The 24,966-nt window shown below is 71.8% G+C and carries 22 protein-coding genes; 11 read left to right on the top strand and 11 right to left on the bottom strand.

Translation table 11 applies throughout. The features are described 5' to 3' along the window. Positions 1-71: 71 nt before the first annotated feature. The gene (locus tag ACFVW8_RS29775) at positions 72-533 is read right to left on the bottom strand and encodes a hypothetical protein (RefSeq protein WP_389695378.1); all 462 of its coding nucleotides are present in this window, start codon (positions 531-533) and stop codon (positions 72-74) included. Positions 534-652: 119 nt separating this feature from the next. Next, positions 653-3,103, bottom strand: coding sequence for a GTPase-associated protein 1-related protein (locus tag ACFVW8_RS29770; RefSeq protein ID WP_389695376.1), 2,451 nt, complete (start codon positions 3,101-3,103; stop codon positions 653-655). Positions 3,104-3,579: 476 nt separating this feature from the next. Between ACFVW8_RS29770 and ACFVW8_RS29765 the strand changes: the two genes are divergently transcribed. Beyond that, the gene (locus ACFVW8_RS29765) at positions 3,580-4,074 is read left to right on the top strand and encodes a hypothetical protein (RefSeq protein WP_389695374.1); all 495 of its coding nucleotides are present in this window, start codon (positions 3,580-3,582) and stop codon (positions 4,072-4,074) included. 99 nt (positions 4,075-4,173) lie between these two features. Here the strand turns inward: ACFVW8_RS29765 and ACFVW8_RS29760 are convergent, their stop codons facing one another. Next, complete coding sequence (locus ACFVW8_RS29760) at positions 4,174-4,419, bottom strand: DUF397 domain-containing protein (RefSeq protein WP_389695372.1); 246 nt, start codon at positions 4,417-4,419, stop codon at positions 4,174-4,176. Next, positions 4,416-5,231, bottom strand: a complete 816-nt coding sequence (locus ACFVW8_RS29755) for a Scr1 family TA system antitoxin-like transcriptional regulator (RefSeq protein WP_389695370.1) — start codon at positions 5,229-5,231, stop codon at positions 4,416-4,418. Before ACFVW8_RS29755 ends, ACFVW8_RS29760 begins: the two co-directional genes overlap by 4 nt. Before the next feature lie 153 nt (positions 5,232-5,384). Here ACFVW8_RS29755 and ACFVW8_RS29750 point away from each other — a divergent pair, with 153 nt between their 5' ends. Continuing rightward, entirely contained in the window at positions 5,385-5,858 is a 474-nt protein-coding gene (locus tag ACFVW8_RS29750; RefSeq protein WP_389695369.1) for an ATP-binding protein, read from the top strand. A 72-nt stretch (positions 5,859-5,930) separates the two neighbouring features. Here the strand turns inward: ACFVW8_RS29750 and ACFVW8_RS29745 are convergent, their stop codons facing one another. Both ACFVW8_RS29745 and ACFVW8_RS29740 read right to left on the bottom strand, forming a co-directional pair. Beyond that, positions 5,931-6,551, bottom strand: coding sequence for an L-threonylcarbamoyladenylate synthase (locus tag ACFVW8_RS29745; RefSeq protein WP_389695367.1), 621 nt, complete (start codon positions 6,549-6,551; stop codon positions 5,931-5,933). 120 nt (positions 6,552-6,671) lie between these two features. After that, a complete protein-coding gene (locus tag ACFVW8_RS29740; protein ID WP_389695365.1) occupies positions 6,672-8,123 on the bottom strand; it encodes an MFS transporter in 1,452 nt (483 codons plus the stop codon). Between the two features lie 178 nt (positions 8,124-8,301). Between ACFVW8_RS29740 and ACFVW8_RS29735 the strand changes: the two genes are divergently transcribed. Next, positions 8,302-8,748: a MarR family winged helix-turn-helix transcriptional regulator gene (locus ACFVW8_RS29735; RefSeq protein ID WP_389695363.1), complete on the top strand. Its 447-nt coding sequence runs from the start codon at positions 8,302-8,304 to the stop codon at positions 8,746-8,748. A 75-nt stretch (positions 8,749-8,823) separates the two neighbouring features. Here ACFVW8_RS29735 and ACFVW8_RS29730 read toward each other — a convergent pair whose 3' ends face one another. Beyond that, positions 8,824-10,815, bottom strand: a complete 1,992-nt coding sequence (locus tag ACFVW8_RS29730) for an RICIN domain-containing protein (RefSeq protein ID WP_389695360.1) — start codon at positions 10,813-10,815, stop codon at positions 8,824-8,826. 271 nt (positions 10,816-11,086) lie between these two features. On the opposite strand from ACFVW8_RS29730, the gene ACFVW8_RS29725 reads away from it, so the two are divergent. Genes ACFVW8_RS29725 through ACFVW8_RS29715 form a run of 3 tightly spaced genes read left to right on the top strand, consistent with a single transcriptional unit; the run spans position 11,087 to position 16,121 of the window. Continuing rightward, the gene (locus ACFVW8_RS29725; protein ID WP_389695380.1) at positions 11,087-11,842 is read left to right on the top strand and encodes a hypothetical protein; all 756 of its coding nucleotides are present in this window, start codon (positions 11,087-11,089) and stop codon (positions 11,840-11,842) included. Positions 11,843-11,858: 16 nt separating this feature from the next. Then, positions 11,859-14,012, top strand: coding sequence for a bifunctional serine/threonine-protein kinase/ABC transporter substrate-binding protein (locus ACFVW8_RS29720; protein WP_389695358.1), 2,154 nt, complete (start codon positions 11,859-11,861; stop codon positions 14,010-14,012). Between the two features lie 6 nt (positions 14,013-14,018). Beyond that, positions 14,019-16,121 (top strand): bifunctional serine/threonine-protein kinase/ABC transporter substrate-binding protein, encoded by a 2,103-nt coding sequence (locus ACFVW8_RS29715; protein ID WP_389695356.1) that lies wholly within the window; start codon positions 14,019-14,021, stop codon positions 16,119-16,121. 54 nt (positions 16,122-16,175) lie between these two features. Here ACFVW8_RS29715 and ACFVW8_RS29710 read toward each other — a convergent pair whose 3' ends face one another. Both ACFVW8_RS29710 and ACFVW8_RS29705 read right to left on the bottom strand, forming a co-directional pair. Further along, entirely contained in the window at positions 16,176-17,189 is a 1,014-nt protein-coding gene (locus ACFVW8_RS29710; protein WP_389695354.1) for a CU044_5270 family protein, read from the bottom strand. Then, a complete protein-coding gene (locus ACFVW8_RS29705; RefSeq protein WP_389695352.1) occupies positions 17,182-17,805 on the bottom strand; it encodes an RNA polymerase sigma factor in 624 nt (207 codons plus the stop codon). The genes ACFVW8_RS29710 and ACFVW8_RS29705 overlap by 8 nt, the downstream gene beginning before the upstream one ends. A 160-nt stretch (positions 17,806-17,965) precedes the next feature. On the opposite strand from ACFVW8_RS29705, the gene ACFVW8_RS29700 reads away from it, so the two are divergent. Next, a complete protein-coding gene (locus ACFVW8_RS29700; RefSeq protein ID WP_389695350.1) occupies positions 17,966-18,820 on the top strand; it encodes an alpha/beta fold hydrolase in 855 nt (284 codons plus the stop codon). 15 nt (positions 18,821-18,835) lie between these two features. Here ACFVW8_RS29700 and ACFVW8_RS29695 read toward each other — a convergent pair whose 3' ends face one another. After that, complete coding sequence (locus ACFVW8_RS29695) at positions 18,836-19,369, bottom strand: hypothetical protein (protein WP_389695348.1); 534 nt, start codon at positions 19,367-19,369, stop codon at positions 18,836-18,838. Between the two features lie 358 nt (positions 19,370-19,727). Between ACFVW8_RS29695 and tdh the strand changes: the two genes are divergently transcribed. The 4 genes from tdh (at position 19,728) to ACFVW8_RS29675 (ending at position 23,621) form a co-directional block, all read left to right on the top strand. Beyond that, positions 19,728-20,756 (top strand): L-threonine 3-dehydrogenase, encoded by a 1,029-nt coding sequence (tdh, locus tag ACFVW8_RS29690; RefSeq protein WP_389695346.1) that lies wholly within the window; start codon positions 19,728-19,730, stop codon positions 20,754-20,756. A 26-nt stretch (positions 20,757-20,782) separates the two neighbouring features. After that, positions 20,783-21,976 carry a glycine C-acetyltransferase gene (locus tag ACFVW8_RS29685; protein WP_389695344.1) on the top strand — a complete coding sequence of 398 codons (1,194 nt, stop codon included), beginning with the start codon at positions 20,783-20,785 and terminating at the stop codon, positions 21,974-21,976. 53 nt (positions 21,977-22,029) lie between these two features. Beyond that, positions 22,030-22,956: a LysR family transcriptional regulator gene (locus ACFVW8_RS29680; protein WP_389695342.1), complete on the top strand. Its 927-nt coding sequence runs from the start codon at positions 22,030-22,032 to the stop codon at positions 22,954-22,956. 101 nt (positions 22,957-23,057) lie between these two features. Further along, the gene (locus ACFVW8_RS29675) at positions 23,058-23,621 is read left to right on the top strand and encodes a cysteine hydrolase family protein (RefSeq protein WP_389695340.1); all 564 of its coding nucleotides are present in this window, start codon (positions 23,058-23,060) and stop codon (positions 23,619-23,621) included. Positions 23,622-23,676: 55 nt separating this feature from the next. On the opposite strand, the gene ACFVW8_RS29670 is transcribed toward ACFVW8_RS29675, so the two are convergent. Further along, positions 23,677-24,966: ABC transporter permease (locus tag ACFVW8_RS29670; protein ID WP_389695338.1), on the bottom strand; the 1,290-nt coding region annotated here is incomplete at its 5' end.

The raw sequence follows: 24,966 nt of genomic DNA, 5'->3' as shown, positions 1-24,966 counted from the left end.
TCACCGCGAGGTCCGGGCGGCGCCCGCCCCCGCCCTGACACCGGCGCGGGGTGGTGCTGTGACGCGACGCGTCAGTCCTCCTCCGGCGTCTCCGGCTTCAGCAGCGGGTGCACCACACCGGGGAAGACCCGGGCCCGCACGACCTCCTCGGCCGAACCGCCCTGGATCACCGTCTCCGCCACACCCCAGGGCCGGTCCGGCAGCTGGACGATCAGTGTGTACGAGGCGGAGCAGCCGGTGCACTCGTAGCGGTCGACCCAGGTGTCCACGTCCGTGGCGCTGCCCGGATACCGCGCCACGTGCCGGTGCCGGGCGTGACACCGCTCGCAGGTCTCGCCGGGCTCGCACGTACCACCGCACGGACACGGCAGGTCGAGGGAATCGGCCGGGCGCCAGCGCTGGGTGAGGACGGCCTCGCGGGTGGCGCCCATGTCCTTCATCGCCTTGAGATTGCGGGCGGCCACGTTGTACGACTCACCGGTGGCGGCCATCCGGTCCCGGATCACGTCCTTGCGGCCGCGGTTCGTCGTCATTTGCGTTCCTCCTGGGGTTTCACGCAGCCCGCCAGGAGGCCCACGAGATCGATACCCCTACGGTACCGGGCGGGGCGGTGCCCCCATGACACATGGCCGCACCGTGCGGCCTGCGCACGTCAGCTCCGGCGCACCCGGCCCGCGATCCGCCGGCCCAGCCGGCCCAGGGTGCCCTGGCCGCGGCGGTTCCAGTCGCGGAAGGCCTCGGCCCGGCCGCTGCTGCCCGAACGGCCGACGGCTTCTTCCACGGCCGCCACCCCGTCCGCGGACAGCGCGCGCACCACGGGGCGCAGGACCTCCTCCAGCAGGGCGGCGGCGGTCCTGCTCCAGTCGGTCCCCGCGTGCGGATGGGCCGTCCACACGGTGAAGCAGCCGGCCGCGTAGCGGGGCTCGGCCTCCAGCCGGGCCCGGACGTCGGCGCCGCGCGCGGCCCGGTCGTACGCGGCGATGAGATCCGTGTCGCCGCTGTGCACGAGCGCGTACAGCTCCGCCTCGGGGCCGTCCGGGGCGAGCAGGCGCGTGGCCAGGGCGCCGAACGCATGGCCGAGCACCTCCGGCTCCACCGGCTCGGCGTCCGGCCGCAGCGCGCGGACCCGCTCCGCCCAGTCCGGCGCCGCCGCCCCCGACCGGAGCTCGCGGGCGAAGTCGAGGAGCAGCAGCGCCCCCCGAGTCCGGCCCCCGATCTCCTGCGGAAAGCCCTGCAACAGGTCATGGGCGAGCTCGGGCGCCCCCTCGTCATCCGCGGGCGCCTTCAGCGCCGCGGCCACGAGGTGCGACCAGGTGCCGGCCGTCCGGTGCGCGTCGGACGTCGCGGTCTCCAGCAGCAGCCTGGCCTCGGCCACCGTCGGAGCACCCTCCTCCCACACCAGGCCCACGGCCGTCCGCAGCACCAGCGGCTCCGCGAACGGCGACATCCCGGCCGCTCTGAGCACCCGGTGCACCGAGCCCACCCGGTCGGTGCCACAGGCCGCCTTCGTCCCGGGCGCCTCCGCGCACATCCGCAGGTGGGGCAGCAGCTGGGTGCCGGTGAACGGCAGCGGCACCCGGCCCAGCAGCCGCTCCGCCCCGGCGGGGTCCTGCGGCGCGATCCGGTCCAGCGCACCGAGCAGCGCCGTACGGACGTCGAACTGCTCGTCCATCAGCTCCAGCAGCGCGGGCGCCCAGCCGGGTGCGTCCGCCGGGTCCGCGAGCAGGGCGGGTGCCAGCCGCCGTACGACGCCGGGCAGCAGCTCCGAGCAGTCCACGCCGAGCAGCCGGGCCACGCGGAGCAGCTGCACCGTCCGGGCCACGTCGAGCCCGGTGCCCGCGCCGTTCAGCTCGGTCAGGATCTCCGGGCCGAGCCGGGCGGCCACGGCCGCGCCCTCCGGACCGCTGAAGGCCGTGCGTCCTGGCAGCTCCACGGAGCCGTTCCCGCCGCGCACCGCCTCCGTCACCAGCATCGCGGCCAGCGGGGCCGTGGTCGTCGCGGGGGAGCGGCCGTCGAGCGCGGCGAACAGCCGTCCCGCGGCATCGAATTCGGGCCCGGTGCGGTCGTCGACCCCCGGCGCGGTCAGGGCGTCGACCAGCTGCCGGGTCCGCTTGGCGTCCAGCGCGTAGGGCCGCTCGGCCGCCCAGCCCGCGGCGGCGGCCCGCTCCCCGGGACCCAGCGCGATCCCCGCGCACAGGGCCGTCACGGCCGGCGGCCCGGCGGCGAACGGCTCCCCGGGCAGCTCGGCCGCCTCCCGGAAGAGCTCGGGGGACCGGCTGCGCCAGATCCGGGCCGCGGCCTGGGCCCAGGCGTCGTCCACCGCTTCCTCCGGGCGCGGACCGGTGCAGGTGTGCACCCGGAGTCCGGCGCCGGACAGTTCGTGCGCGTCCTGCGGCAGCACCCCGACGATCGACTGCGGGGCGTTTCGCGGGTGGCGGGTGTAGGTGGTGAAGGTCAGCCGCTCGGCGCTCGAAGGGGGCAGGACGGCCGCGGCCAGCGCGATCCACCGGGCCACGTCCGCGCTCTGCCGCTCGACGAGTACCACCTTGGCCGGCCCGTCCGTCTCGCTCAGCAGCCGCAGATCGGCCAGGACGCCCGCGAGCCACGGGCCACGGGAGACGGCGAAGTCGTTGAGCCCCTCGCGCTCACCGGCGTGGCTCGCGACGGCGGACAGCGCGGTGACGGGGTCGGCCTGCGTCCGCTCCGGTGTCGTGGCCGCCCAGCGGGCCGTCCGGCAGGCGGTGATCGGGAGCATCCCGCCCGGCAGCCGGGCGCCGGCGGGGAGATGGACCGCGTGCGCGTGGAAGCCGATGGCGGACGGTTGCGCGGGGCGGACCGGCACGGTCCGGGCCAGCAGATGACTGCCGTCGGACAGCACGCTGAAACTGAACACCTCGGGCAGCGCGCGCAGTGCGCTGTCGGAGACCTGCCGCGGGGTGCCGGCCGGCGGCTCGTACGCCAGCAGCGGCCCGGCCTCCACGAGTACGGACGCGGGTATCGCCGCGTCGACTGTGCTGAAACTGCCCCGTGCAGGCTCTTCCTCACCGGCCGTGGACCCGCCCGCGTCCGTTGCGGAGGTGTAATGCAACTGCGCGAGGCTCATGCGTCGGCTCTCTTCGTCCCTGCCATGACCGTCCCCGTGCCACGCACCCGCCGTCCCGTGGTGGCAGTGCCGGCCCGGCAGAGCGACGACCCCGGCGGGGAGTGTTCCGCAGTCGCGGGGGCGACGCTATCAAGGACGGGGGCACCGTTGCCCCGAGCGGAGCGGGCAACTCCGTCCTTGCGTACGGAAAGTGATCCCGGTGCCGGCGGATCGGGCGGCTCCGGCGCGAACCCCGGGCGCACAGGGGGCGTACGAAATGAGGCCTTCCTTACGGGGGCCGGCGGAGGCTGTCGCGTCCTTGCCGACGCCTCGTCAAAAAGGGGGCGCCATCCGGCCAGTCTTTGACGCGCACCTGACAATGTTCCGCCTTCTGTGGGACCGTCCGTGACATGCCCGGAGCCGCGTCATCCCCAGCGCCACGGACGCGGACGGGGCTGTACCCACCCCCCCACAAGTGCGTGGCAAGAAGGAGTGACATGAGGCTCACACCAAGAATCTTGTGCGTCACCGCCCTGGCCGTCGCGGTCACCGCCGGCGCGTCCACCGCGGCAAGCGCGCTGGGCCCCACGGCCTCGCAGCGGGTCGACGGCTCCATCACGGCCGCAGGCAGCACCTGCACCTGGGCCGACGCGACCACCAGCGCGGACCCGCCCGCCGGCCTGACCATCGACCATTCCACCGTCAACGACAGCCTGAGCTGTAGCGGCGGCGCGAGCGCCACCCTCAACAACGACCCGACGGCCACCTTCGACGACGCTGCGGGCACGGCGACGTCCGACCTCATCGACATCACGGTGAACCAGAGCATCGTCTCCTGCAGCTACAAGGCGACGAACGTGGGATGGACCCGCGACGGCTCCACCCGCGCCTACGTGAACCAGGCGTTCACCGCGTCAAAGAGCTCCGGCAGCTTCCTCTGTCCGGACTCGATCTCTGCCGAACCCGGCACCGCCTCCCTGAGCTTCCACTGACCCACACGCACAGAGCCACCCCTTGAGCCGCCGCCGGCGATACCCGCCGGCGGCGGCGCTGCGGAGAGACCGGATGGGGCCAGGCGCGCAGGCGTGCGCTCAGCCCTGGACGGCGTATGCGACGAAGTGCGTCCAGGTGGTGGGGGAGAGGGCGAGTTGGGGCCCCTCTTCGACCTTGGAGTCGCGGATGTGGACGGCGGTGGGGCAGGCGGCGACCTCTACGCAGGAGTCGCCGGAGCCGCTGCTGTAGGTGGACTTGTGCCAGGACAGGGCGACTTCGACGCAGTCGTCACCGGATCCGCCGCTGTAGCTGCTCTTGAACCAGGTCAGTTCCGTCGTGCTCATAACGCTCCTCGCATCTGCCGCAGCAGGCTCACGGAGTCCTCCAGTGAGAGAGCCTGCGATCGCATCCTGGCATACCGCATTTGGAGCGTGCTGACGACTTTGGGATCAGTGATGAACTGGCCGCTCTCCTGCCCTTCGCAGTAGCCGAACCACCGGTTCTCCGGGGTCTCCAGTAGCTGCATCGGCCCGCCGAGCCCCGCATGCCGCTCCCGCATCACCGGCATGATTTGAAGCTCGATGTTCCGGAGCGAGGCGAGCTCCAGCAGATGCTCGATCAGTTCGGCGGTGACGGCCCGCCCTCCGGTCCTGCGCAGCAGCAGGTGTTCCTCCAGGATGAAGCTGTACGCGGTGTTGGGCCGGTGCCTCAACAACTCCTGCCGTTCGAGCCGGGCTGCCAACTGTGCCTCGATCTGCTCATCGCCCAGGGGCGGCAACTGCTCGGCGAACAGCGTCCTCGCGTACGCCTCCGTCTGCAACAGCCCCGGGATCAACCGGCATTCGTACGTGTACAGGGTGATCGCCTCCCGCTCCAGCTGCGCCCACTGCCGGAACCAGCTCGCCAGTCCCGGCCGCCGCGACAGATGCTTGGCCGCCGCGCGCACCACCCCTCTCCCGTCCAGGACGTCCTCGGCGCGGTCCACGAACGGGGGCGGTGGAAACCGTCGCCCCTGCTCGATCGACGCCACCATCGTCACCGAGTACCGCACCAGCGGGGCGAACTCCTCCTGGGTGAGTCCGGCCCGTCTGCGCAGGACCTTGACCACCTCCCCGAACGCCTTGAGGCTGTCCGAGCAGTCGGGTTCGTCGGTCATGTGCGGCCACCTTTCGTACGCAGTCCCCAGTCCGCAACTCGCCCATGGTCACGCATCGTTACGCATACCGTCCACTCTCCGTACTCGTACGCTGACCCAGCGTACGAGTGGTGGAGCTGGTGCGGGCTGTCCGGCGGGGCGACGCTGGGGCGCATGGAAGCACCCGTCACCCCGCACCGGCCGCGCACCGAGAAGCTGTTCGTGCAGCGGTTCAGCTCGACGCCCCGGGGTGCGCGCCTCGCCCGCAGGCTGGCCGTTCACCAACTGCACGCCTGGGGCGTCCCGTACCGCACGGACGTGTCCGAGACCGCCGCGCTGCTGGTGGCCGAGCTGGCGGCCAACGCGGCGACCCACGGACGCGTGCCGGGAAGGGACTTCGAGCTGCTGCTCGCCCTGGCCTCCGGCGGCCCGGAGATGATCGGCACGCTGCGTATCGAGGTCACCGACACCCGGGGCGAATGCCGGCCGCCGGGCCCCGGGGAGGTCGTGACGCCGCCGCCCGGGTCGGACAGCGGGCACGGGCTGGTGCTGGTCGAGGCGTTGGCGGACCGGTGGGCGGTGCTGGAGCGCGTACCGCCGGGGCGGCCGGGGAAGACGGTCCGCGCGGAGCTGGACCTGCTGTACTGAGCGGCCCGCGGCCGATGTCAGGCGTCGAGGACGGCGGGCCGGGATCGCGGACCCGGCCCGTGCGCCGGGTTTCTACTCGAAGCGGGAGGGGTCGCCGGCTCCGCGTCGTACGATCTCCGGCTCGCCGCTGGAGAAGTCGATGACGGTGGTGAGCTCCGTACCGCAGTCACCTGAGTCGAGGACGGCGTCCACTTCGTGGTCGAGCCGTTCCTTGATCTCCCAGCCCTGGGTCATCGGCTCCTCCTCGTCGGGCAGGAGCAGGGTGCTGGAGAGCAGCGGCTCGCCGATTTCGGCCAGCAGGGCCTGCGTGACGACGTGGTCCGGGATGCGGACGCCGACGGTCTTCTTCTTCTGGTGCAGCATCTGCCGCGGCACCTCCTTCGTCGCCGGAAGGATGAAGGTGTACTGGCCGGGCGTCGCGGCCTTGATCGCACGGAACACGTCGTTGTCGATCTGTGCGAACTGGCCCAGCTGGGCGAAGTTCTGGCACATGAGCGTGAAGTGGTGACGGTCGTCGAGGCTGCGGATCGCGCGGATGCGGGAGATGCCGTCGCGGCTGCCGAGCTGACACCCGAGGGCGTAGCAGGAGTCCGTCGGATACGCGACGAGCGATCCGGAGCGGATGCTTTCGGCCACGGTGGTGATGGTGCGCCGCTGGGGGTTTTCGGGATGTACATCGAAATACTTCGCCATCCGGCGAGTCTACGGCGGGGGCGGCGAGCACTTCGAGGCAAAAGCAGGTTGTCCTGTTCCTGGGAGGGACAGGACAACCTTTTCGGGTGGTGGGGCGCCGCTCAAACCTTTTCGGCCATGTCAGACCTTGGTGCCGATGGCCTCGGGCTCCGCGGCGAGCGGGTCCGGCTTCGCCGATTTCCGTACGGGAATGAACACGGCGAGGACCGCGGCGGCGAGGCCGACGCCGCAGCCGATCAGCATGGCAGCGCGGAAGCCGCCCTCCGAAGGCAGTGCGAAGCCGCCGAGGTCCGTGGTCATCTGCGCCATCACCACACCGATGACGGCGGCGGAGAGCGAGCTGCCGATCGAGCGCATCAGGGTGTTGAAGCTGTTGGCGGAGGCGGTCTCGGACTGCGGTACGGCCCCCATGATGAGGGCGGGCATGGCGCCGTAGGCGAAGCCGACGCCGGTGCTGCAGACGAGGGTCACCGCGAGCAGGCTCCAGGCGGAACCGGAGCCGATCATCGGCACGGCGAGGCCATAGCCCAGGGCGATGATCAGCGCGCCGATGGCGAGGGTGACCTTGGGGCCCTTGGCGGCGGAGAGCTTGGCGCTGAACGGCGACATGATCATCATCATCAGGCCCCCGGGGGCCATCCACAGGCCCATGGCGAGCATCGACTGGCCCAGGCCGTATCCGGTTGACTCGGGCAGTTGGAGGAGCTGGGGCACGACCAGGGACTGGGCGTACATCGCGAACCCGACCAGGATCGAGGCGAGGTTCGTCATGAGGATCTGGGGGCGGGCGGTGACCCGCAGGTCGACCAGCGGGTCACTGATGCGCAGCTCCCACCGGCCCCAGGCCAGCAGGACGACGACCGCGGCGGCGAGCAGGCCGAGCGTGGTGCCGCTGCCCCAGCCCCAGTCGGCGCCCTTGGAGACGCCGAGCAGCAGACAGATCAGTGCGATGCCGAGACCGATGGCCCCGAGCACGTCGAAGCCCTTGGAGGAGCCGGACTCCTTGTCCGCGGGGACGAAGAACCGGATCAGGATGCCGATGGCCACGGACATGACGGCGACGACCCAGAACAGCACCCGCCAGTTGGAGTTCTCCGCGATGGCGGCGGCGAAGGGGAGGCCGAGGGCGCCGCCCACACCCATGGACGCGCTCATGATCGCGATGGACGAGCCGAGCTTCTCGGCCGGCACCACGTCGCGCATCAGGCTGATGCCCAGGGGTACCACGCCCATGCCGAGGCCCTGCAGACCGCGCCCGGCGATCATCGGGACGACGGAGGAGGACAGGGCGCAGACCACCGAGCCGGCGATCAGTGGGAGCAGGGAGGCGACCAGCATGCGGCGCTTGCCGAACATGTCGCCGAGGCGCCCGGCGACGGGGGTGGCCACGGCAGCAGCGAGCAGTGTCGCGGTGATGACCCAGGACGCGTTCGACGCGGAGGTGTCGAGCAGCTTCGGGAGTTCCGCGATCAGCGGCACCACCAGGGTCTGTGTGATCGCGGCGACGATGCCCGCGAGGGCGAGGATGCCGACAACGCCGCCGGTGCGGGCTGTGGGCTGGATTGTGGTCACGGGTACTCCTGTCACTCTGCCGGGCCATGGCAGGGTGCACCATGCGGTCAATATGCACGGTACACTAAATATGCAGGATGCACAGAGAATGCACTGTGCATATTCATGGTATATATGTACAGAAAGAGCTCGCCCGCCCTGCGGAGGAGGCGAGCCCGGCAGTCGAAGGAAGCCTCGCGTGGACATGCCTGTGGACCGGATCGAGTTCGAGACGATGCTGCTCGGCCGGCATATGAGTCTGCTGACCTCGCGAGGTGGCGGGCGGCTCGACCGGAGCGCCTACATCCTCCTCAGCCGCATCCGGTCCCAGGGCCCGATGTCCATCGGTCAGCTGCACGAGGCCTTCGGCCTCGACACCTCCACGCTGAACCGGCAGACCGCCGCGATGCTCCGTGTCGGAGTCGTCGAGCGCATCCCGGACCCGGACGGCGGGATCGCCCGGAAGTTCGCCATCACGACCGAGGGCGAGCACCGGCTGGACAAGGACCGGACCGAGAACCGGGAGGGTCTGCAACGCGTACTGGCCGAGTGGACTCCGCAAGAGGCGGCTCAGCTCGCGGACAACCTCGCCCGGCTCAACCGCGACATCGAACGGCTCGACGGGCGTCCCTGGCCTCGCGACTGAGCGGGGTGACGGCCCACGCGAACGGGGCCGGGTGCCTTTTCGGCACCCGGCCCCGTTCGGTCTGCAGTGGTCGGGTCAGGACAGCTTGGTGAAGGCCCAGGTCTGGACGGCGGTGGGTGCGGCCGCCTGCTGGGTGAGCAGCGCCCCGTCCGTGGTGGAGCCCGCGGTGAGCAGCAGTCCGCTGGACTTGCTCGTCAGCTTGTAGCCCCCGGTGGTGGCAGTGGCGGTCCAGCGCTGGTTCGCGTCGCCGCTGCACGCCCACTGGTCGATGGCGGCCCCTGCCGCCTTGGAGTTCTGGTACACCTCGGCGCACAGGCCGCTCTTCACGCTCTTCAGGGTGTACGTCCCGTCTGTGTTGGCCGTGACGTCCCACTTCTGGTTGTCGCCGCCGTTCCAGGTCCAGCCGACCAGCTGGGCGCCCTGGGCCGTGGATTGCGCCGGTACGTCGATCGCCTGGTTACCGGCGGAGATCCGGTTGATCCCGGCCGTCGGTGCCGTCGGCTCGACGCACGTCGTGGACGACTGGTGGGCGCCCCGGTCGGGCACGCAGCCGGCCGTGACCGGGCCGCCGAAGTAGTCACCTGCGCCCGCGTTCGGCACGACCGCGCCGTTGGCGAGGGCGGAGGAGCCCGCCTGCAGCCGGTAGCCGTCGGCATCCGTGCGTGAGGTGGCCGTGCCGGGGGCCGTCAGCTTCGGGTCCGTCGTCACCTTGTTGGCGTCGGCAGGCTCACCGGCCGGGTGGGTGCCGTAGAAGACGTTCGAGTCGTACCCGAGGCCGGCGGCGTTGACGTAGCTCGCCCCGTCCGTCGCCACATGGAAGATGTTGTTGGTGAACGTGGCGTTCTCCGCTGTCGAACCGTTCGAGTTGCTGATGACCTCGACCGGCTTCGAGAGGTAGAAGGTGTTGTTGTAGATCTGCGTGTTGGTCGTCTTGGCGCAGACCATGTCGAAGAGCTGGCCGCCGTCGTTCTGGCTGATGTTGTACCGGACGATGTTGTCGGTGGTCGTCGATCCGCCTCCGTTGCACAGGAGGATGAAGCCCCCCTCGTTGTCGTGGCTGTAGTTGTACTGGTAGATGGTGTGGATGTTGCCCTCGTCGAGGTCGAGTCCCTGCCCGTCGCAGGTGCTCTTGCCGCCGCTCACCTCGTTGAACTGGTACAGCGCGTCCTGGGTGTTCCACCCCCAGATGCCGGCCGCGCAGTGCGCGGGCTCGCGCTCACGGAACCCGTCGACCCTGTTGTACTCGACGAGTGCACCCTCGGTGTGATGCGTGTCGATCGCGTCGCCGCCGATGTCGGTGACGGTGTTCCCGCGGATGACGACCTTCGTCTGCGGCGTCCACGCCCCGCAGGCCGTACCGCAGTTGGCGTTGGCGAGCTCGGGGCGCTGCATCCACCGGGTCCAGAAGTGGATCCCGTAGCGGTCGACGGCGCGCACCGTGCTGCCCGTGATCGCGACGTCGTCGAACTTCGTGGGCGTCGTGTTCCCCAGGACCTCGAAGAAGATCCCGGCGCTGGCGTCGTCGTCCTTCCTGGCCTGGTCCCCGTTGACGTCGTGGACGTCGAGACCGGTGAGCCGGTAGTAGGTGCCGGTACCCGAGTCGGTCCTGGTGATGTGGACGCCGCGTCGTGTCGCCGCGGCGGCACCCTTGTTGGAGATGTCCAGGTTGCGGACCTCCCAGTACTGCTGGTCGGCCAGCCGTACGACATCGGTGACCTGTCCGGCGCCGACGAGCGCGGGCTTGGCGCCCGTGCCGTACGCGTCGACCACGACCGGCGCTCCTGCGGCGCCCGACCCCTTGGGGGAGAGCGTCTGGCCGGTACAGGTGGAGCCGCGCTTGAGGAGGATCGAGTCGCCCGGCTGGAAGGTGTGGGAGTTCACCGGAGCCAGTGCGTTCCAGGGGGTGGCCTGGGTTCCGTCGCCCGCTGAGGCGGCGCCGCAGTCGACGTAGAAGGACTGAGCGGCGGCCGGTGCGGCAGCCTGGGCTGCTGTGGTGGGGGCCGCGGTCAGAAGGGTTGCGAGTGGTAGCGACAGGGCTGAGAGAAGCAGGGTTCGTCTTCCGGTCATGGAACAACTCCACTTTCTGAAAACGGACAGCAGACGTCTGATGCCCGCTCACATTAAGGAGCGTGGTGCCAGTGGTCAAGACCTGTTCATGTCAATCATCGGATGAGTGGCAGCCGGCCCAACATCGTGATGACGCAATAGTTTTGGAATCCTCCGCCCCCGCACGGCCCGCGATCATAGGATCGTGGCGGTCTTCGGGGAGACGGGGTGGCCGATCGTGGTGTGTGCAAGGGCGATGCGCAGATACGGAGCGCTGGCGCTGGCTCCACTGATGCTGGTGGCATGCTCCGGCAGCGGTGGAAGTCCGGGCGGAGCGGGGAAGAGCGCCTCCGCGGCCGGCAGCGCCAGTGCGGAGGCCGGGCCGGGGCCCGGGGACACCGGTGGCATCGACGCGGACCCGGCCAGGCTGCCCGCGTCCCGCAAGGAAGCGCTCGACCTCATCGGACGGGTCATCGCGGACCCCGCCACCTTCGGGCCGGGCGTGGTCAAGCGCAGCCCGTACGAGAGCGATCCGGCCACCTGGCCCGTCCTCGGCGCCGACTGCGTCTGGCAGCAGAAGAAGCCGGCGGCCAGTGTGCTCGCCACCCTCAGCCGCTCCTACGAGGTGCCCGCGGCGGGCGCCAAGGGGCCGATGCGGCTCTCCGCCGTCGTCACCGTGCACCGCACCCGCGACGACGCCCGGTGGGAGATGGCCGAATCGGTGGAGGAGACGATGCGCTGCCCCACACAGCAACTGCGGCAGGGCGAGATGATCGGATCGATGATCGCGTCCTCGCTGGCCGAGGGGGAGGCCACCCAGAGCAGCGCCGAGGACGTGCTGTTCGAGACCGGGAAGTACCAGAACGCCGAGCTCGGCGGCGGCCCGTACCCGTACTCCTGGTACCAGGCGCAGAGCCTCCAGTTCACCGTGGCCGTGACCGGCAAGGGGGCCAAGGGCTGGAGCGAGCAGGACATCGACACCCTGACCAGCCAGGCCCATTCCACCATGCTGCTTCGGCTCGAGGCCGCCGTCGAGAAGCAGAGCTGAGAGAGCGGAGAGCGTGATGGAACAACTGCGTCCCACGGACCCCGCACGGATCGGCGGACACCGGCTGCTCGGGCGGCTCGGCGCGGGCGGCATGGGCGTCGTCTACCTCGGCCGCACGGACGCCGGAGCACTGGCCGCGATCAAGGTGATCCTGCCGGAGTACGCCGAGGACGGCGACTTCCGGGCCCGCTTCCGCCGCGAGGTCGAGGCCGCCCGCCGGGTGGACAGCCCGTGGGCGGTCCCGGTCACCGGCGCCGGGACGGAGGGCGAACGCCCCTGGCTGGCCACGGCGTTCGTCCCCGGGCCCGCACTCTCCGAGGCCGTCGCCCGGTGCGGACCGCTGCCGGCGCGCAGCGTCCGGGTGCTCGGCCGGCTGCTCGCCCGCGCGCTGACGGCCGTGCACACGGCCGGACTTGTGCACCGGGACGTCAAGCCGGCCAACGTCCTGCTCACGGTCGAAGGGCCGCGCCTGATCGACTTCGGCATCGCACGGGCCGCGGACGCCACGGCGCTCACCGCCACCGACCTCGTCGTGGGGACCCCCGGCTTCCTCTCGCCGGAACAGGCCTCCGGGGGCGGCACGGCGGCCGGGCCCGCGAGCGACGTCTTCTCGCTCGGCTGCCTCCTGGCGTACGCCGCGACCGGGCGGCCGCCGTTCGGCAGCGGAGCCGTCGAGGCACTGCTCTACCGGACCGTCCACGACGAACCCGATCTCGACGGGGTCGACGACGAGGAACTCCGGGCGCTGCTCACCTCCTTGCTGGCCAAGGAGCCCGACGCCCGGCCCACCGCCGCCGTCCTCGACGCACAGATCGCCGAGGACGCCCCGAGCGGCTCCATCGACTGGCTGCCCGGAACCGTCGTGTCGCTGATCGCCGACCGGTCCGCCGCCATGCTCGATCTGCCCGACATCGAGCCCACGGCCGCCGGGGAAGGGGCGGCGCCGCCCGCCACCGCTCCCGGCCGGCGCAAGGTTCTGCTGCTCGCAGGCGCCGGAGTAGTGGTGGCCGCGGGCGCCGGTTTCGCCGTCCGGGAACGGCTGGCCGACGACACGGACGGCTCCGACGCCACATCCGGCGAACGGGCCTGGACCATCGGCGTACAGGCGGACCTGTCGGGTCCGCAGAAGGCCGCAGGACAGGCTCAGGAGCGCGGGGTCCGGCTGGCCGTCAAACAGTTCAACAGCCGTAAGGAAAGACCCTTCACACTGACCGTCAAGGCCATCGACGACGGGGGCGACACCACCCGCGCGAAGAAGGCCGCCGACCAATTCGCCCGCGACCGCGACGTGCTCGCCGTCGTCGGCCCGACCGGTGACGCCACCACGGAGGCGGTACTCGGCGCGTACGACGAGGCGATGCTGCCGGTCATCACCGTGTCCTCGCTCCTGCTCACCTACGCGGCCCGGTCCAGGAAGTCCTTCTTCCAGGCGGCACCCGCGGACGCCGTACTGGCTCAGCCGATCATCAGACGGCTGGTGCTGCGGCCCGATGTCGAACGGCTCGGGGTGCTGCTCGACCGCGTCGGCGGGATGCCCGCCTACCAGACCGGCTACCTGACCAATCTGGTGACCGGCCAGATCACCACCGGAACCACCTATCCGCGGGTGGTCCCGGCCGACACGAAGGACCTGGCACCCGTGGTCACGGACATGCTCGACCACGCCAGCGACGCCTTCTTCTACGCCGGTGACGCGGCCGGGGCCGCCCGCACCGCACGCGCGCTCGCGGCCACCGGCTTCAAGGGGCCCCGGATGGCCATGCACACGGCCATGGGCGCACGCTTCATCGAGGACGCCGGACAGGCCGCCGAAGGCTGGGAGTTCACCGCGCCCTACGCCGACCCGGCGACACCCGCGGCCAAGGAATTCGCCGCGGCCCACCGCGCCGCGTACGACGCCGCGCCCGCGCACTGGGCCGCCGAGGCATACGACGCGGCCGGACTCGTGATCGAGGCCGTCACCGCTCTCGCCAAGGCGCCGGCCGGGACACCGAAGCGCCCGACGCGTACCGCGCTCGTGAAGAGGATCGCCGCGTCCTCGTACAAGGGAACCGGCAGGACGTACACCTTCGACGAGGACCACCGGCTCAAGGGCGACGACGCCTACCTCTACGGCGTGCGGAACGGGCGATACGTCTACCTCGGCGCCGCGCCGAAGAGCGAGACCTGACCGGTCATGCGTCCGCTGACCTCGGACGACCCGCGCACCATCGGCGAGTACCGCCCCCTGGCCCGGCTCGGCGCGGGCGGGATGGGCGTGGTCTACCTCGCCCGTTCGGCGGGCGGGGCACTCGCCGCGGTGAAGGTGATCCGCGCCGAGCACGCCGCCGATCCCGGATTCCGCGCGCGCTTCCGGCGCGAGGCCGAGGCCGCGGCCCGGATCACCGGGCCGTGGGTCGTCCCGGTGACCGGAGCCGATACCGAAGCCCATGAACCCTGGCTGGCCACCGCGTTCGTGCCCGGCCCCTCGCTGGGTGAGGCCGTCGAGGAACACGGCCCCCTGCCGTTGCCCACGGTCCGGGCCCTCGGCGCCCGCCTCGCCGAGGCGCTCGTCGCGGTGCACGAAGCGGGACTCCTGCACCGTGACGTCAAGCCCGGCAACGTGCTCCTCGCCCTCGACGGCCCCCGGCTCATCGACTTCGGCATCGCCCGCCACGAGGGCGCCACCGCGCTCACCGCGACCGACGCGGTGATCGGCACGCCCGGCTTCCTGGCGCCCGAGCAGGCCTCGGCGGGACCGGTCGGACCGGCCTGCGACGTGTTCTCGCTCGGCTGTGTCCTCGTGTACGCGGCGACCGGGCGGCGCCCGTTCGGCCGGGGCACACCGGCCGGTCTGCTCTTCCGTACCGTGCACGAGGAGCCGGAGCTGGACGCGGTCCCGCCCGGACTGCTGCCCCTCGTCACCGCCTGCCTGGCCAAAGACCCGGCAGACCGGCCGGCGGCGGGGGAGGTCGCGCAGCGGCTGGCGTCGGGCGGCGCCGGATGGGAGGTGCCGGGGCTGGCCACCGCGGTCGCCGAACGCTCCGCTGCCGCGCTCTCCCTCCCCGACCCCGAACCGCCCACGGCCGTCCAGAACCCCGGACCGCCGCGCCCGTCCCGCCGCCGCATCCTCACCGCGGGCGCCGCCGGGGCCGTCCTCCTCACCGGCGGCGGCACCGCGGCCTGGGTGGCGGGACGGCGCAACAGCGCGGGCGGCACCACCCCGCCCGCGCTCCCCACCTATCGGATCGGCCTGCACGCGGATCTGACGGGCCCCGGCAGATCCGTCGGACTCGCCCATGAACGAGGCGCCCGGCTCGCGGTCGAGGACCACAACTCCCGTACGGACAAGGCCTTCCGGCTCGCGCTGCGGACCGAGGACGACGGGGGCGACGCCGCCCGCGCCCGCCAGGTCGCCGACCGGCTGATCACCGACCCCCGGGTGCTCGCCGTCATCGGCCCCACCGCGGACGTCGCGGCCGAGGAGATCGTGAGCCGGTACGAGAAGGCCGGCCTCGCCCAGGTCGTCGTCGCGGCCCGGTCCACCACCGCCGATTGGTCCACCTCCAAGTCCCTGTGCGTGCTGCGGCCGTTCGACAGCGCCCTCACCGGCGGGCTCGTCCACTACCTGTCCCGCGTCAAGCGGGTCGCGCGGGTGTTCGTCATCGAGGACCGCGAGGATTCCCGGAGCGGCTGGGCGATCACCAACGTCATCCGGGACGTCGCGATCAAGGACACCGAGGTCAGCGTGCACCCGGTCGAGGCGGGCGCAGGTTTCGCCCCGGTCGCCCGCGCCGCGGTCGCCGCCGGGGCCGGGGCCGTCGTCTACGCCGGGTCGTCGGCCGTCCGTGGCGCACGCTGTGCCACCGCCCTGGCGGCCGCCGGATTCACCGGGACGGGCCTGTCCATCGGCCCGGTCCTCGCACCCGCCTTCCTCCGGGATGCGGGAAAGGCCGCCGAGGGCTGGGTGTTCGCGGAGGCGTACTGCGACCCGGCGGAGCTGCCCTCCGCGAAGGGCTTCACCGCCGCGTACCGCACGAAGTTCGGCTCGGCGCCCGCCACCTGGGCCGCGGAGGCGTACGACGCGGTGGGCATCGTCGCCCGGGCGGGCCGCTCCACCAGTGCGACGGACGCCGTGCGCGGCGGCGTGGCCCAGCGGATCCTGCGCACCGACTACCGGGGCATCACCCGGCGGCTGTCGTTCTACGACACCCACCAGGTGCGGTACGAAGCCGGGATTTACCTCTACCGGGCCGAAAAGGGGCGGGCCCGCTTTCTGGGGCCCTACGAATCCGTCTGAGAAGAGACGGCCAGGCTGCTGTGCGCTGTCCGGACCGCCCCTTCCGAGCCGCGGCTACGGCTGCTGCTTGGCCTTGTCGACGACGGCCCAGCTGTCGAGGTAGGAGAGCTGGGTGTACGTCTTCTTCTTAGCGCCGTCGCCCGAGGTGCGCTCGTCGCGGAAGCCGAGGAACCGGTACGTCTCCGGGTCGAAGATGAAGTAGCCGCCGAAGCCCGCGCCGCCGTCCGGCACGGTCGGATCGTCGTACGTGATGGCCACGCCGGTCCGGCCCTTGGCATCCTTCTGGTTCGGCACCGCCTTCACTCCGGGGACCATGCCGAGCGCCTCGTACGCCGCCGGGCGCAGCCCCTCCGGCATGACCGGGACCAGCTTGAGCAGCCCGGTGAGACCGAAGTGGATCTCCCACCACTCCTGGTCGCTGATCTCGGCGAGTGAGTCGTTCCTGTCATCGGGCCCGGTCTTGTGCAGGAGCGAGAGGATCAGTTTCTCGGGGTCGGTCGGGAGCTTCTTCAGCGTGCCCCAGTCCTGCGGCGGCCAGATACTCTCGTTCTTGCCGACGGGCGGTGCCCACCAGCCGTGCCCGATCTCCATGACCCAGGAACGCTGGGAGTCGTCCACCGAGCGCCAGTTCTCGTCGACGTAGCTCTTGGTGGCACCGGTCTTCTGTTCCGTCTCCTTGATGATCTCCTTGGTGTAGATGAACTGGTCGCCGCGGGGGCTGACCGCCTGCTCGTGCTTCCGTTCGTAGGCCGCCGCACCGTTGAGCACGGTCCGCACGCTCACGTTCCGCAAGGCGGGGGAGCTGGTATCCGGCGGTGTCGCCGACAGCCCCTTGCCGTCGCCCTCCTGCACGGCGACCAGGACACCGGCGGCGACCGCGGCCGCGACCGCGCCCGTCAGGACGATCCGCAGGACGGGGCGGCGGCTGCGCGGGGCCGGAGCCGGCCGGTCCGGTGCGGTCATCGCGGCGAACAGCCGGGCCCGTGCCCGTTGCCTGGTCCTGTCGTCGAGCGGGGGAGCCCCCGCGTCGTAGTCGCGCAGTTCGCGCAGTTCGTCGATGTCACGCATGGGCGTCTGCCTCTCGGAAAGCTGTCGGATCGGATCCGCCCAGTGCTTCGCGCAGTTTGCTGCGAGCCCGGTGCAGCCGTGATCTGACGGTGCCGACGGGCACTCCGAGGGCGGTCGCCGCCTCCTCGTAGTCGAGGTCGGCCCAGGCCACCAGGAGCACGACATCGCGATGCCGGGCGGACAGCCCGGCCAGTGCGGCCGCCAGGTCCCGGCGCACCCCTGTAGCGCCGGCTCTGGCGACCGCACGGTCCGCGACCGGTTCCTCGTGCTCCACCGGTCCGGGAACCCTGGCGAGCGCCTTGAAACGGCGTGCCTCGGCTCTTCGGTGACGGCTCACGAGGTTGGTCGCGATGCCGAACAGCCACGGTCGGGCGTCGGCACGCGTGAGGTCGTACGTATGGCGTCGCTGGAAGGCGGTCGTGAACGTCTCCGCCATCAGATCCTCCGCCGCCTCGGGGCCGAGCCGCCGGGCCGCGTAACGGTGCACGGCGGCGGCGTACCGGTCGAAGAGTGCGGCGAACAGCTCGGGCTCATCCCGGGACCGTGCGATCACGTGGGCGTCACTGTCTTCGCGCTCCCCTTCACGGGGGCGGACGCCCTCGGGTCCGACGGCCATCGGGGCTCCTTTCGTTCATCCGAACGACTCGCATGCGTGGGCTTGTTCGGGTGGTTCATCTGCTCTTCGCCGTTCGGCCGGTTCGAGTTCCATCATGGGTACGGTGGCCGGGCAGGCGAGTGTCCTGCTGTGCGCAGCCGTCCAGTGAGAGGTGTGCCAGATGGCCGAGTTGGAGCTTTCCGCAGGCGTCGTGGAGTACGAGGACACCGGCGGCGACGGGCCGGTCGTGGTCCTGCTGCACGGCGTGGCCATGGACGGCTCCCTCTGGCGCCATGTCGTCGCGGACCTGCGCGACGGCCACCGGTGCATCGTCCCGACCCTGCCGCTCGGTGCCCACCGCCGTCCGATGCGGCCCGACGCGGATCTGTCGGTCCTCGGTGTCGCACGGCTGGTCGCGGAATTCCTGGAAGCGCTCGACTTGACCGATGTGACCCTGGCGATGAACGACTGGGGCGGAGCCCTGGCCCTGGTCGCGGACGGCCGGGACCAGCGGATCGGGAAGCTCGTCATCACCTCCTGCGAGGCCTTCGACAACTTCCCGCCCGGCCTGCCCGGCAACAACCTGCGCGCCTCCGCCAGAATGCCGGGCGGCCTGAACGTGGCCTTCACGCTGCTCAGGCTGAAGCCGGCGCGGAGGCTGCCGATGACATGGGGCCGGATGACCAGGAGGCCGGTGCCGGACGAGGTGATGGACGGCTGGTTCCGGCCGCTGTGGACCTCGAAGGAGATCCGCCGCGACCTGAGGAAGTACGTCCTCGGCGTGCCGCCCAAGGCCGAACTCCTGCGATGGGCGGAGGCGTTGCGCACCTTCGACCGGCCGGCGCTCGTCGCCTGGGCGGCCGAGGACAAGGTCATGCCGCCGGAACACGGCCGGCGGCTGGCGGGGCTGCTGCCCAGGGGCGAGCTGGTGGAGATCGCGGACAGCTACACCCTGATCCCGGAGGACCAGCCGGCGAAGCTCGCCGCTCACATCAGGGAGTTCCTGGGGAACCCGCCGGACCGCTCCGGAGTCTGAGGTCCGGGCCGGCCCTCAGGGGCTGTCCTGGCGGCGCAGCCGGTCGGCGCCCTGCCGTGCCTCCCGGCGGATCCGCTTCGTCCGGCCGCAGCCGGCGAGCAGTTCCAGAAGCGCGCGGTCGCGCGTACCCGCGACCACCCGCAGCTGCAGCCAGTCCGACCACGCCGCGATCTCCTGGGCGCTCGGAGAACCCGTCGGCTCCTCGGCGGTCAGTGCGTCGAGCACCGAGAGCTCCTTCTCCCGCGTCCGGGAGAAATCCCGGATCCCGGGGTCCAGAGCCGTCACCCAGCTGTCCCGTTCCCCGGCCGGCACCTTGTCCAGCATCATCACCACGACGGCCGAGGCCAGCGGCAGGTCGGACTCCGCCGCCACAGCCGCCAGCAGCGGTTCCCTCGCGTTCGGGAGCCCGGCCGCGCGACGGTAGAGCTCCCACCGCGTGTGGCCGTCCTGCCACCACGCCCCGTCCGAGGGCCGCCCCTCGTGCCCGGCCACCACCTGCGCCAGCGTGGTCACGACGTCCCGGAGAGCCGGTCCGTGCTCAGCTGCCATGGTTCTTCTCCCCTGTCTTGCCTCTGCGGGCCCAGCCAGGCCCTTCGGTGATCCGCCCCCCGGACGGAGTAGACGGTGCGCGCGGGTGGACCAGGGCCCGGCGCCGGGGTGGGGTGTTCGCCGCCGCCCACGCGCCGGGGCGTGAAGCGGATCTGCGGCGGCGCTTAAGAAAACCTCGATGGACCTGGGGCGCGCGGTACGGCAGATTTCTCCGTGACGGCGGAGGATGGTGCGCGGCAGCCGGTCGTAACGCGCTGCCACGCCGTCCCCTCTCATTCTTCCCCGGGCCGCAGGCTTCGTCAGGCATGCCCCCGGCCCGGGGGGATCAACGCCGTACCAGGTACAGGGAGCCGCAGCCGTGAAGGCACTCGTGAAGCAGAAGGCCGAGCCGGGACTCTGGCTGATGGACGTTCCCGAGCCGGAGACCGGTCCCTCGGACGTCCTCATCAAGGTGCTCCGTACCGGCATCTGCGGTACCGACCTGCACATCCGCAACTACGACGGCTGGGCGCAGCAGGCCGTCACCACGCCGCTCGTCCTCGGCCACGAGTTCGTCGGCGAGGTCGCCGCGATCGGCTCCGACGTCGTGGACATCGCCGTCGGCGACCTGGTCAGCGGCGAGGGACACCTGGTCTGCGGCAAGTGCCGCAACTGTCTGGCCGGGCGCCGCCACCTCTGCCGCTCCACGCTGGGACTCGGCGTCGGCCGCGACGGGGCGTTCGCCGAGTACGTCGCACTGCCCGCGTCCAACGTGTGGGTGCACCGGGTCCCCGTCGACCTGGACATCGCCGCGATCTTCGACCCGTTCGGCAACGCCGTGCACACCGCGCTGTCGTTCCCGCTGGTCGGCGAGGACGTACTGATCACCGGCGCCGGCCCGATCGGCATCATGGCCGCGGCCGTCGCCAAGCACGCCGGAGCCCGTCACGTCATGATCACCGACGTCAGTGAGGCCCGTCTCGAGCTGGCCCGCAAGGTCGGCGTCAGCCTCGCGCTCAACGTCGGGGAGCAGACCATCGCGGACGGCCAGCGGGAGCTGGGACTGCGCGAGGGCTTCGACATCGGCCTGGAGATGTCCGGCCGGCCCGAGGCCATGCGCGACATGATCGCGAACATGACGCACGGCGGCCGCATCGCGATGCTCGGACTGCCGTCCGAGGACTTCGCCGTCGACTGGTCCCGGATCGTCACCTCGATGATCACGGTCAAGGGCATCTACGGCCGCGAGATGTACGAGACCTGGTACGCCATGTCCGTGCTGCTGGAGGGCGGCCTCGACCTCGCCCCCGTGATCACCGGCCGGTACGGCTACCGCGACTTCGAGGCGGCCTTCGACGACGCGGCGAGCGGACGCGGCGGCAAGGTCATCCTCGACTGGACCGTCTGACCCTCACACCTCTTAAGGAATCCCGCATGTTCGACTCCGTACGCGACGATCTGCGCACCACCCTCGAAGAGATCGAGGCCGCCGGACTGCACAAGCCCGAGCGCGTGATCGGCACCCCGCAGTCCGCGACCGTCGCCGTCACCTCAGGTGGCCGCCCCGGCGAGGTGCTCAACTTCTGCGCCAACAACTACCTGGGCCTCGCCGACCACCCCGACGTCATCGCCGCCGCGCACGAGGCGCTGGACCGCTGGGGCTACGGCATGGCCTCGGTCCGCTTCATCTGCGGCACCCAGGAGGTCCACAAGGAGCTGGAGCAGCGGCTCTCCTCGTTCCTTGGCCAGGAGGACACGATCCTCTACTCCTCCTGCTTCGACGCCAACGGCGGTGTCTTCGAGACCGTCCTCGGCCCGGAGGACGCGGTCATCTCCGACGCCCTCAACCACGCCTCGATCATCGACGGCATCCGCCTGTGCAAGGCCAAGCGCTTCCGCTACGCCAACCGCGACATGGCCGACCTGGAGCAGCAGCTCAAGGAGGCCTCCGGTGCCAGGCGCCGCCTCGTCGTCACCGACGGCGTCTTCTCCATGGACGGGTACGTCGCGCCGCTGCGCGAGATCTGCGACCTCGCCGAGCGCTACGACGCCATGGTGATGGTCGACGACTCGCACGCCGTCGGCTTCGTCGGCCCCGGCGGGCGCGGCACCCCCGAGCTGCACGACGTGATGGACCGCGTGGACATCATCACGGGCACGCTCGGCAAGGCGCTCGGCGGCGCCTCCGGCGGTTACGTGGCCGCCCGCGCCGAGATCGTCGCGCTGCTGCGCCAGCGCTCGCGCCCGTACCTCTTCTCCAACTCGCTCGCCCCGGTCATCGCGGCGGCCTCGCTGAAGGTCATCGACCTGCTGGAGTCCGCCGGTGATCTGCGCGAGCAGCTCAACGCCAACACCGCGCTCTTCCGCACCCGGATGACCGAGGAAGGCTTCGACGTCCTGCCCGGCGACCACGCCATCGCCCCCGTGATGATCGGGGACGCGGCGAAGGCAGGCCGGATGGCGGAGCTGCTCCTGGAGCGCGGTGTGTACGTGATCGGGTTCTCCTACCCGGTCGTCCCGCAGGGCGCGGCCCGTATCCGCGTCCAGCTGTCCGCCGCGCACTCCACGGCGGACGTGAACCGCGCGGTCGACGCGTTCGTCGACGCGCGGGCGGCCCTGGGCGAGTAGCCCCTGCGTGGAGGGCGTCCCGGACGCCTCCGCGACCTGGGACAATAGGGCACATGATCGATGCACGGCGGCTGCGGATCCTGCGTGCGGTGGCGGACCACCGTACGGTGACGGCCGCGGCCGCCGCGCTGTATCTGACGCCGTCCGCCGTGTCCCAGCAGCTGGCCGCGCTGGAGCAGGAGACCGGACACCGGCTGGTCGAGCGCAACGCCCGGGGAGCAAGGCTCACGGCCGCCGGGGAGATCCTGCTGACCCACACCAACGCGGTGCTGGCCCAGCTGGAACGGGCGGAGGCCGAGCTCGCCGCCTACAGCGCCGGCGACGCCGGGACGGTCACGGTCGCCGCGTTCGCCACCGGTATCGGACTGGTCCTCGCCCCCGCCATCGCCGCCCTCGGGGCGTCCGCACCCGGCATCCGGGTACGCGTCCAGGACGCGGAGGGTGACGCCAGCGTCCCGATGGTGCTGGACCGTCAGGTCGATGTGGCGGTCGCCGTCGAGTACCGGGGCGCACCGGGGGAGGACGACCGCCGGCTCACCCGGGTGCCGCTGTACTCGGAGCCGTTCGACGCGGTGCTCCCGGTCGGGCACCGGCTGGCGGACCAGGAACAGGTGGCGGTCGCCGAGCTGGCGAAGGACCGCTGGATCGGCCCCTACCCGGGCAACCCCTGCCATGACGTGGTGGTCCTGGCCTGCGAGTACGCGGGCTTCGAGCCCAGCCTCGAACACTCGTCGGACGACTTCCACGCGGTGGTCGCCCTGGCCGGCGCGGACGCCGGAGTGGCCCTCGTCCCGAGATCGGCACTGCGCGGAATGGCCCTGACGGACGTGGTGGTCCGCCCGGTGCACGGCAGCGCCCCGACGCGCCGGGTGTTCGCGGCGGTACGCCGTGGAGCGGAGGCCCATCCGCTGATCGCACCGGTGCTTGACGCGCTGGCCGGGGCGGCGCGAGGCGTCGGTCTCGGGGGCGCGGCGGGCTGAGGCCCCGGCCGGTTCTCGTCGATCTCCGGAAACGGCATCGTGGGGCCCGGCCCGTCGGCCAGACTCGCTCCTGCCCACCCGGTGACGAGAGGACAGCCGACATGCCCAAGAGCGCGCTTCTTGTGATGGACGTCCAGCGGGACATCGTGGACATCACCGATGCCGGCCCGGGATACCTGTCGCGCCTGGGCACGGCGATCGAGGGTGCCCGAGCGGCGGACATCCCCGTGATCTACGTGACCATCGCGCTGCCGCCGGGCGATCCGGAAGTCGGCCCGTACAACAGGGTGATCACGAGCGCCGTGCGGGACGGCCTGTTCACCGAGGGCGCGCCCGGCACCGGAATCCATCCCGACGTCGCGCCCCGGCCGGGCGACGCCGTGGTCACCAAGAGGCGCGGGAGCGCGTTCTCCGGCAGCGACTTCGACCTGGTGCTCAGGGCCCGCGGCATCGACAGCCTCGTCGTCACCGGCATCGCCACGAGCGGTGTGGTGCTGGCCACCCTGAGCAGCGCCTTCGACCTGGACCTCGGCCTCACCGTCCTGGTGGACGCCTGCCTCGACGACGATCCCGAGCTGCACCGGGTCCTCACCGAAAGGCTGTTCCCGCGGTGGGGTGACGTCATCGCCGTCGAGGACTGGCTCAAGACCCTCGCAGCGCGGTAGGCGCACAGCCGGATGTCCGGGCCCGGCCATCCGGCTGTGCGCCCGGCGGGCCGGCTCAGCCCGTCCTGGGGCCGCGTTCGCCCCGTGTCCCCGGGAGGAGCGTTCCCGCCGCAGTGGCCGCTGTCACGGCCAGGGCCAGCACCGCGTACCGGACCGGCGGCAGGTACGGCAGCGAGCCGGCCTCGGTCAACGCGAACGCCAGCAGGGGGATCGCCGCGACCACCGAGCCGATGGTCAGGCCCGCCACCGTCACCAGGCCCGTCTCCAGCACCCGCATCCGCAGCAGTTGACCGCGTCCCGCGCCGACCAGCCGCAGCAGACGGAACTCGGGGCGCCGGCCGACCGTGATCAGGGCCAGTGTGCTGACCACCGCCAGCAGCGCGAAGCCGCCGATCACGCCGACGCCGATGACGATCAGGGCGTCGTCCTGGTCCGAGGACGAGGGGCTGATGGTGACGTCGTCGGCCGTCGCGGCACGGACCCGCACCCCTTCGTACGGCGCGAGAGCCCGCCGTACGGCCGAAGCGGCGTCGCCGTCCGCCGAGCGGACCAGGATCTCCCGGTCGAGCGGGGCCGAGACATGCGCCGCCAGTGCCTCGCGGGGCAGCATGAACTCGCCCAGCCCCAGGGAGCGTTCGTAGACCGCCACCACCCGGAGCCGTACCTGCGCGCCGTCCCCGAGGCGCAGCCGCACCGTGTCGCCGACACCGGCGCCGAGGTCGTCGGCCCGGTCCTCGCCGACCGCGACCGTGCCCCGGCCGGTGAGCGCGGTGAGATCGCCCGCCGTCACCCGGGGGTCGAGAGTGCCGGACAGCCGGTCCGCCGTGACGCCCAGCACCGGGAGGCGGTCCAGTGCTGGATCGCCGGCCTCGCGGTGGGCCAGGACGACGGCCGAGCGCAGCACGCCCGTCGCGGCGGACACCCCCGATGCGCCACGCACGGCCTCGGCCGCGTCCGAGGGGATACCGGCGGCGGGGCCGGTCACCACCAGGTCCGCCCGCAGGGCGTCCGAGGCCTGCCGGCCGGCGGCCCGCTCCAGCGTCGTTCCCCCGGCCAGCTGGACACATACGAACGCGACGACCAGCACGATCGGGGTCAGTGCCGCGCCCAGCCTGCGGTGGTGCGCGGCGGCGGACCGGGCGGCCAGGAATCCGGAGACCCCGCCCACCCGCCGGGCCGGTGCGCCGAGCACCCGCATCGAGATCCGGGCGGTCCACGGGCCGAGCAGCGCCACCGCGATGATCAGCGACGTCGCCGCACCCGAGGCTGCGAGCGCGGCCGCCCGGCCGCCCTGGGTGGTCGCCGCACCGGCCGAACCGAGCCCCGCGACCACCAGCAGCACACC

The organism is Streptomyces sp. NPDC058221, assembly GCF_042882365.1.
Classification (GTDB): domain Bacteria; phylum Actinomycetota; class Actinomycetes; order Streptomycetales; family Streptomycetaceae; genus Streptomyces.
The sequence above is the reverse complement of the archived record's forward strand: the minus strand, read 5'-3'. Positions and strand labels throughout refer to the sequence as shown.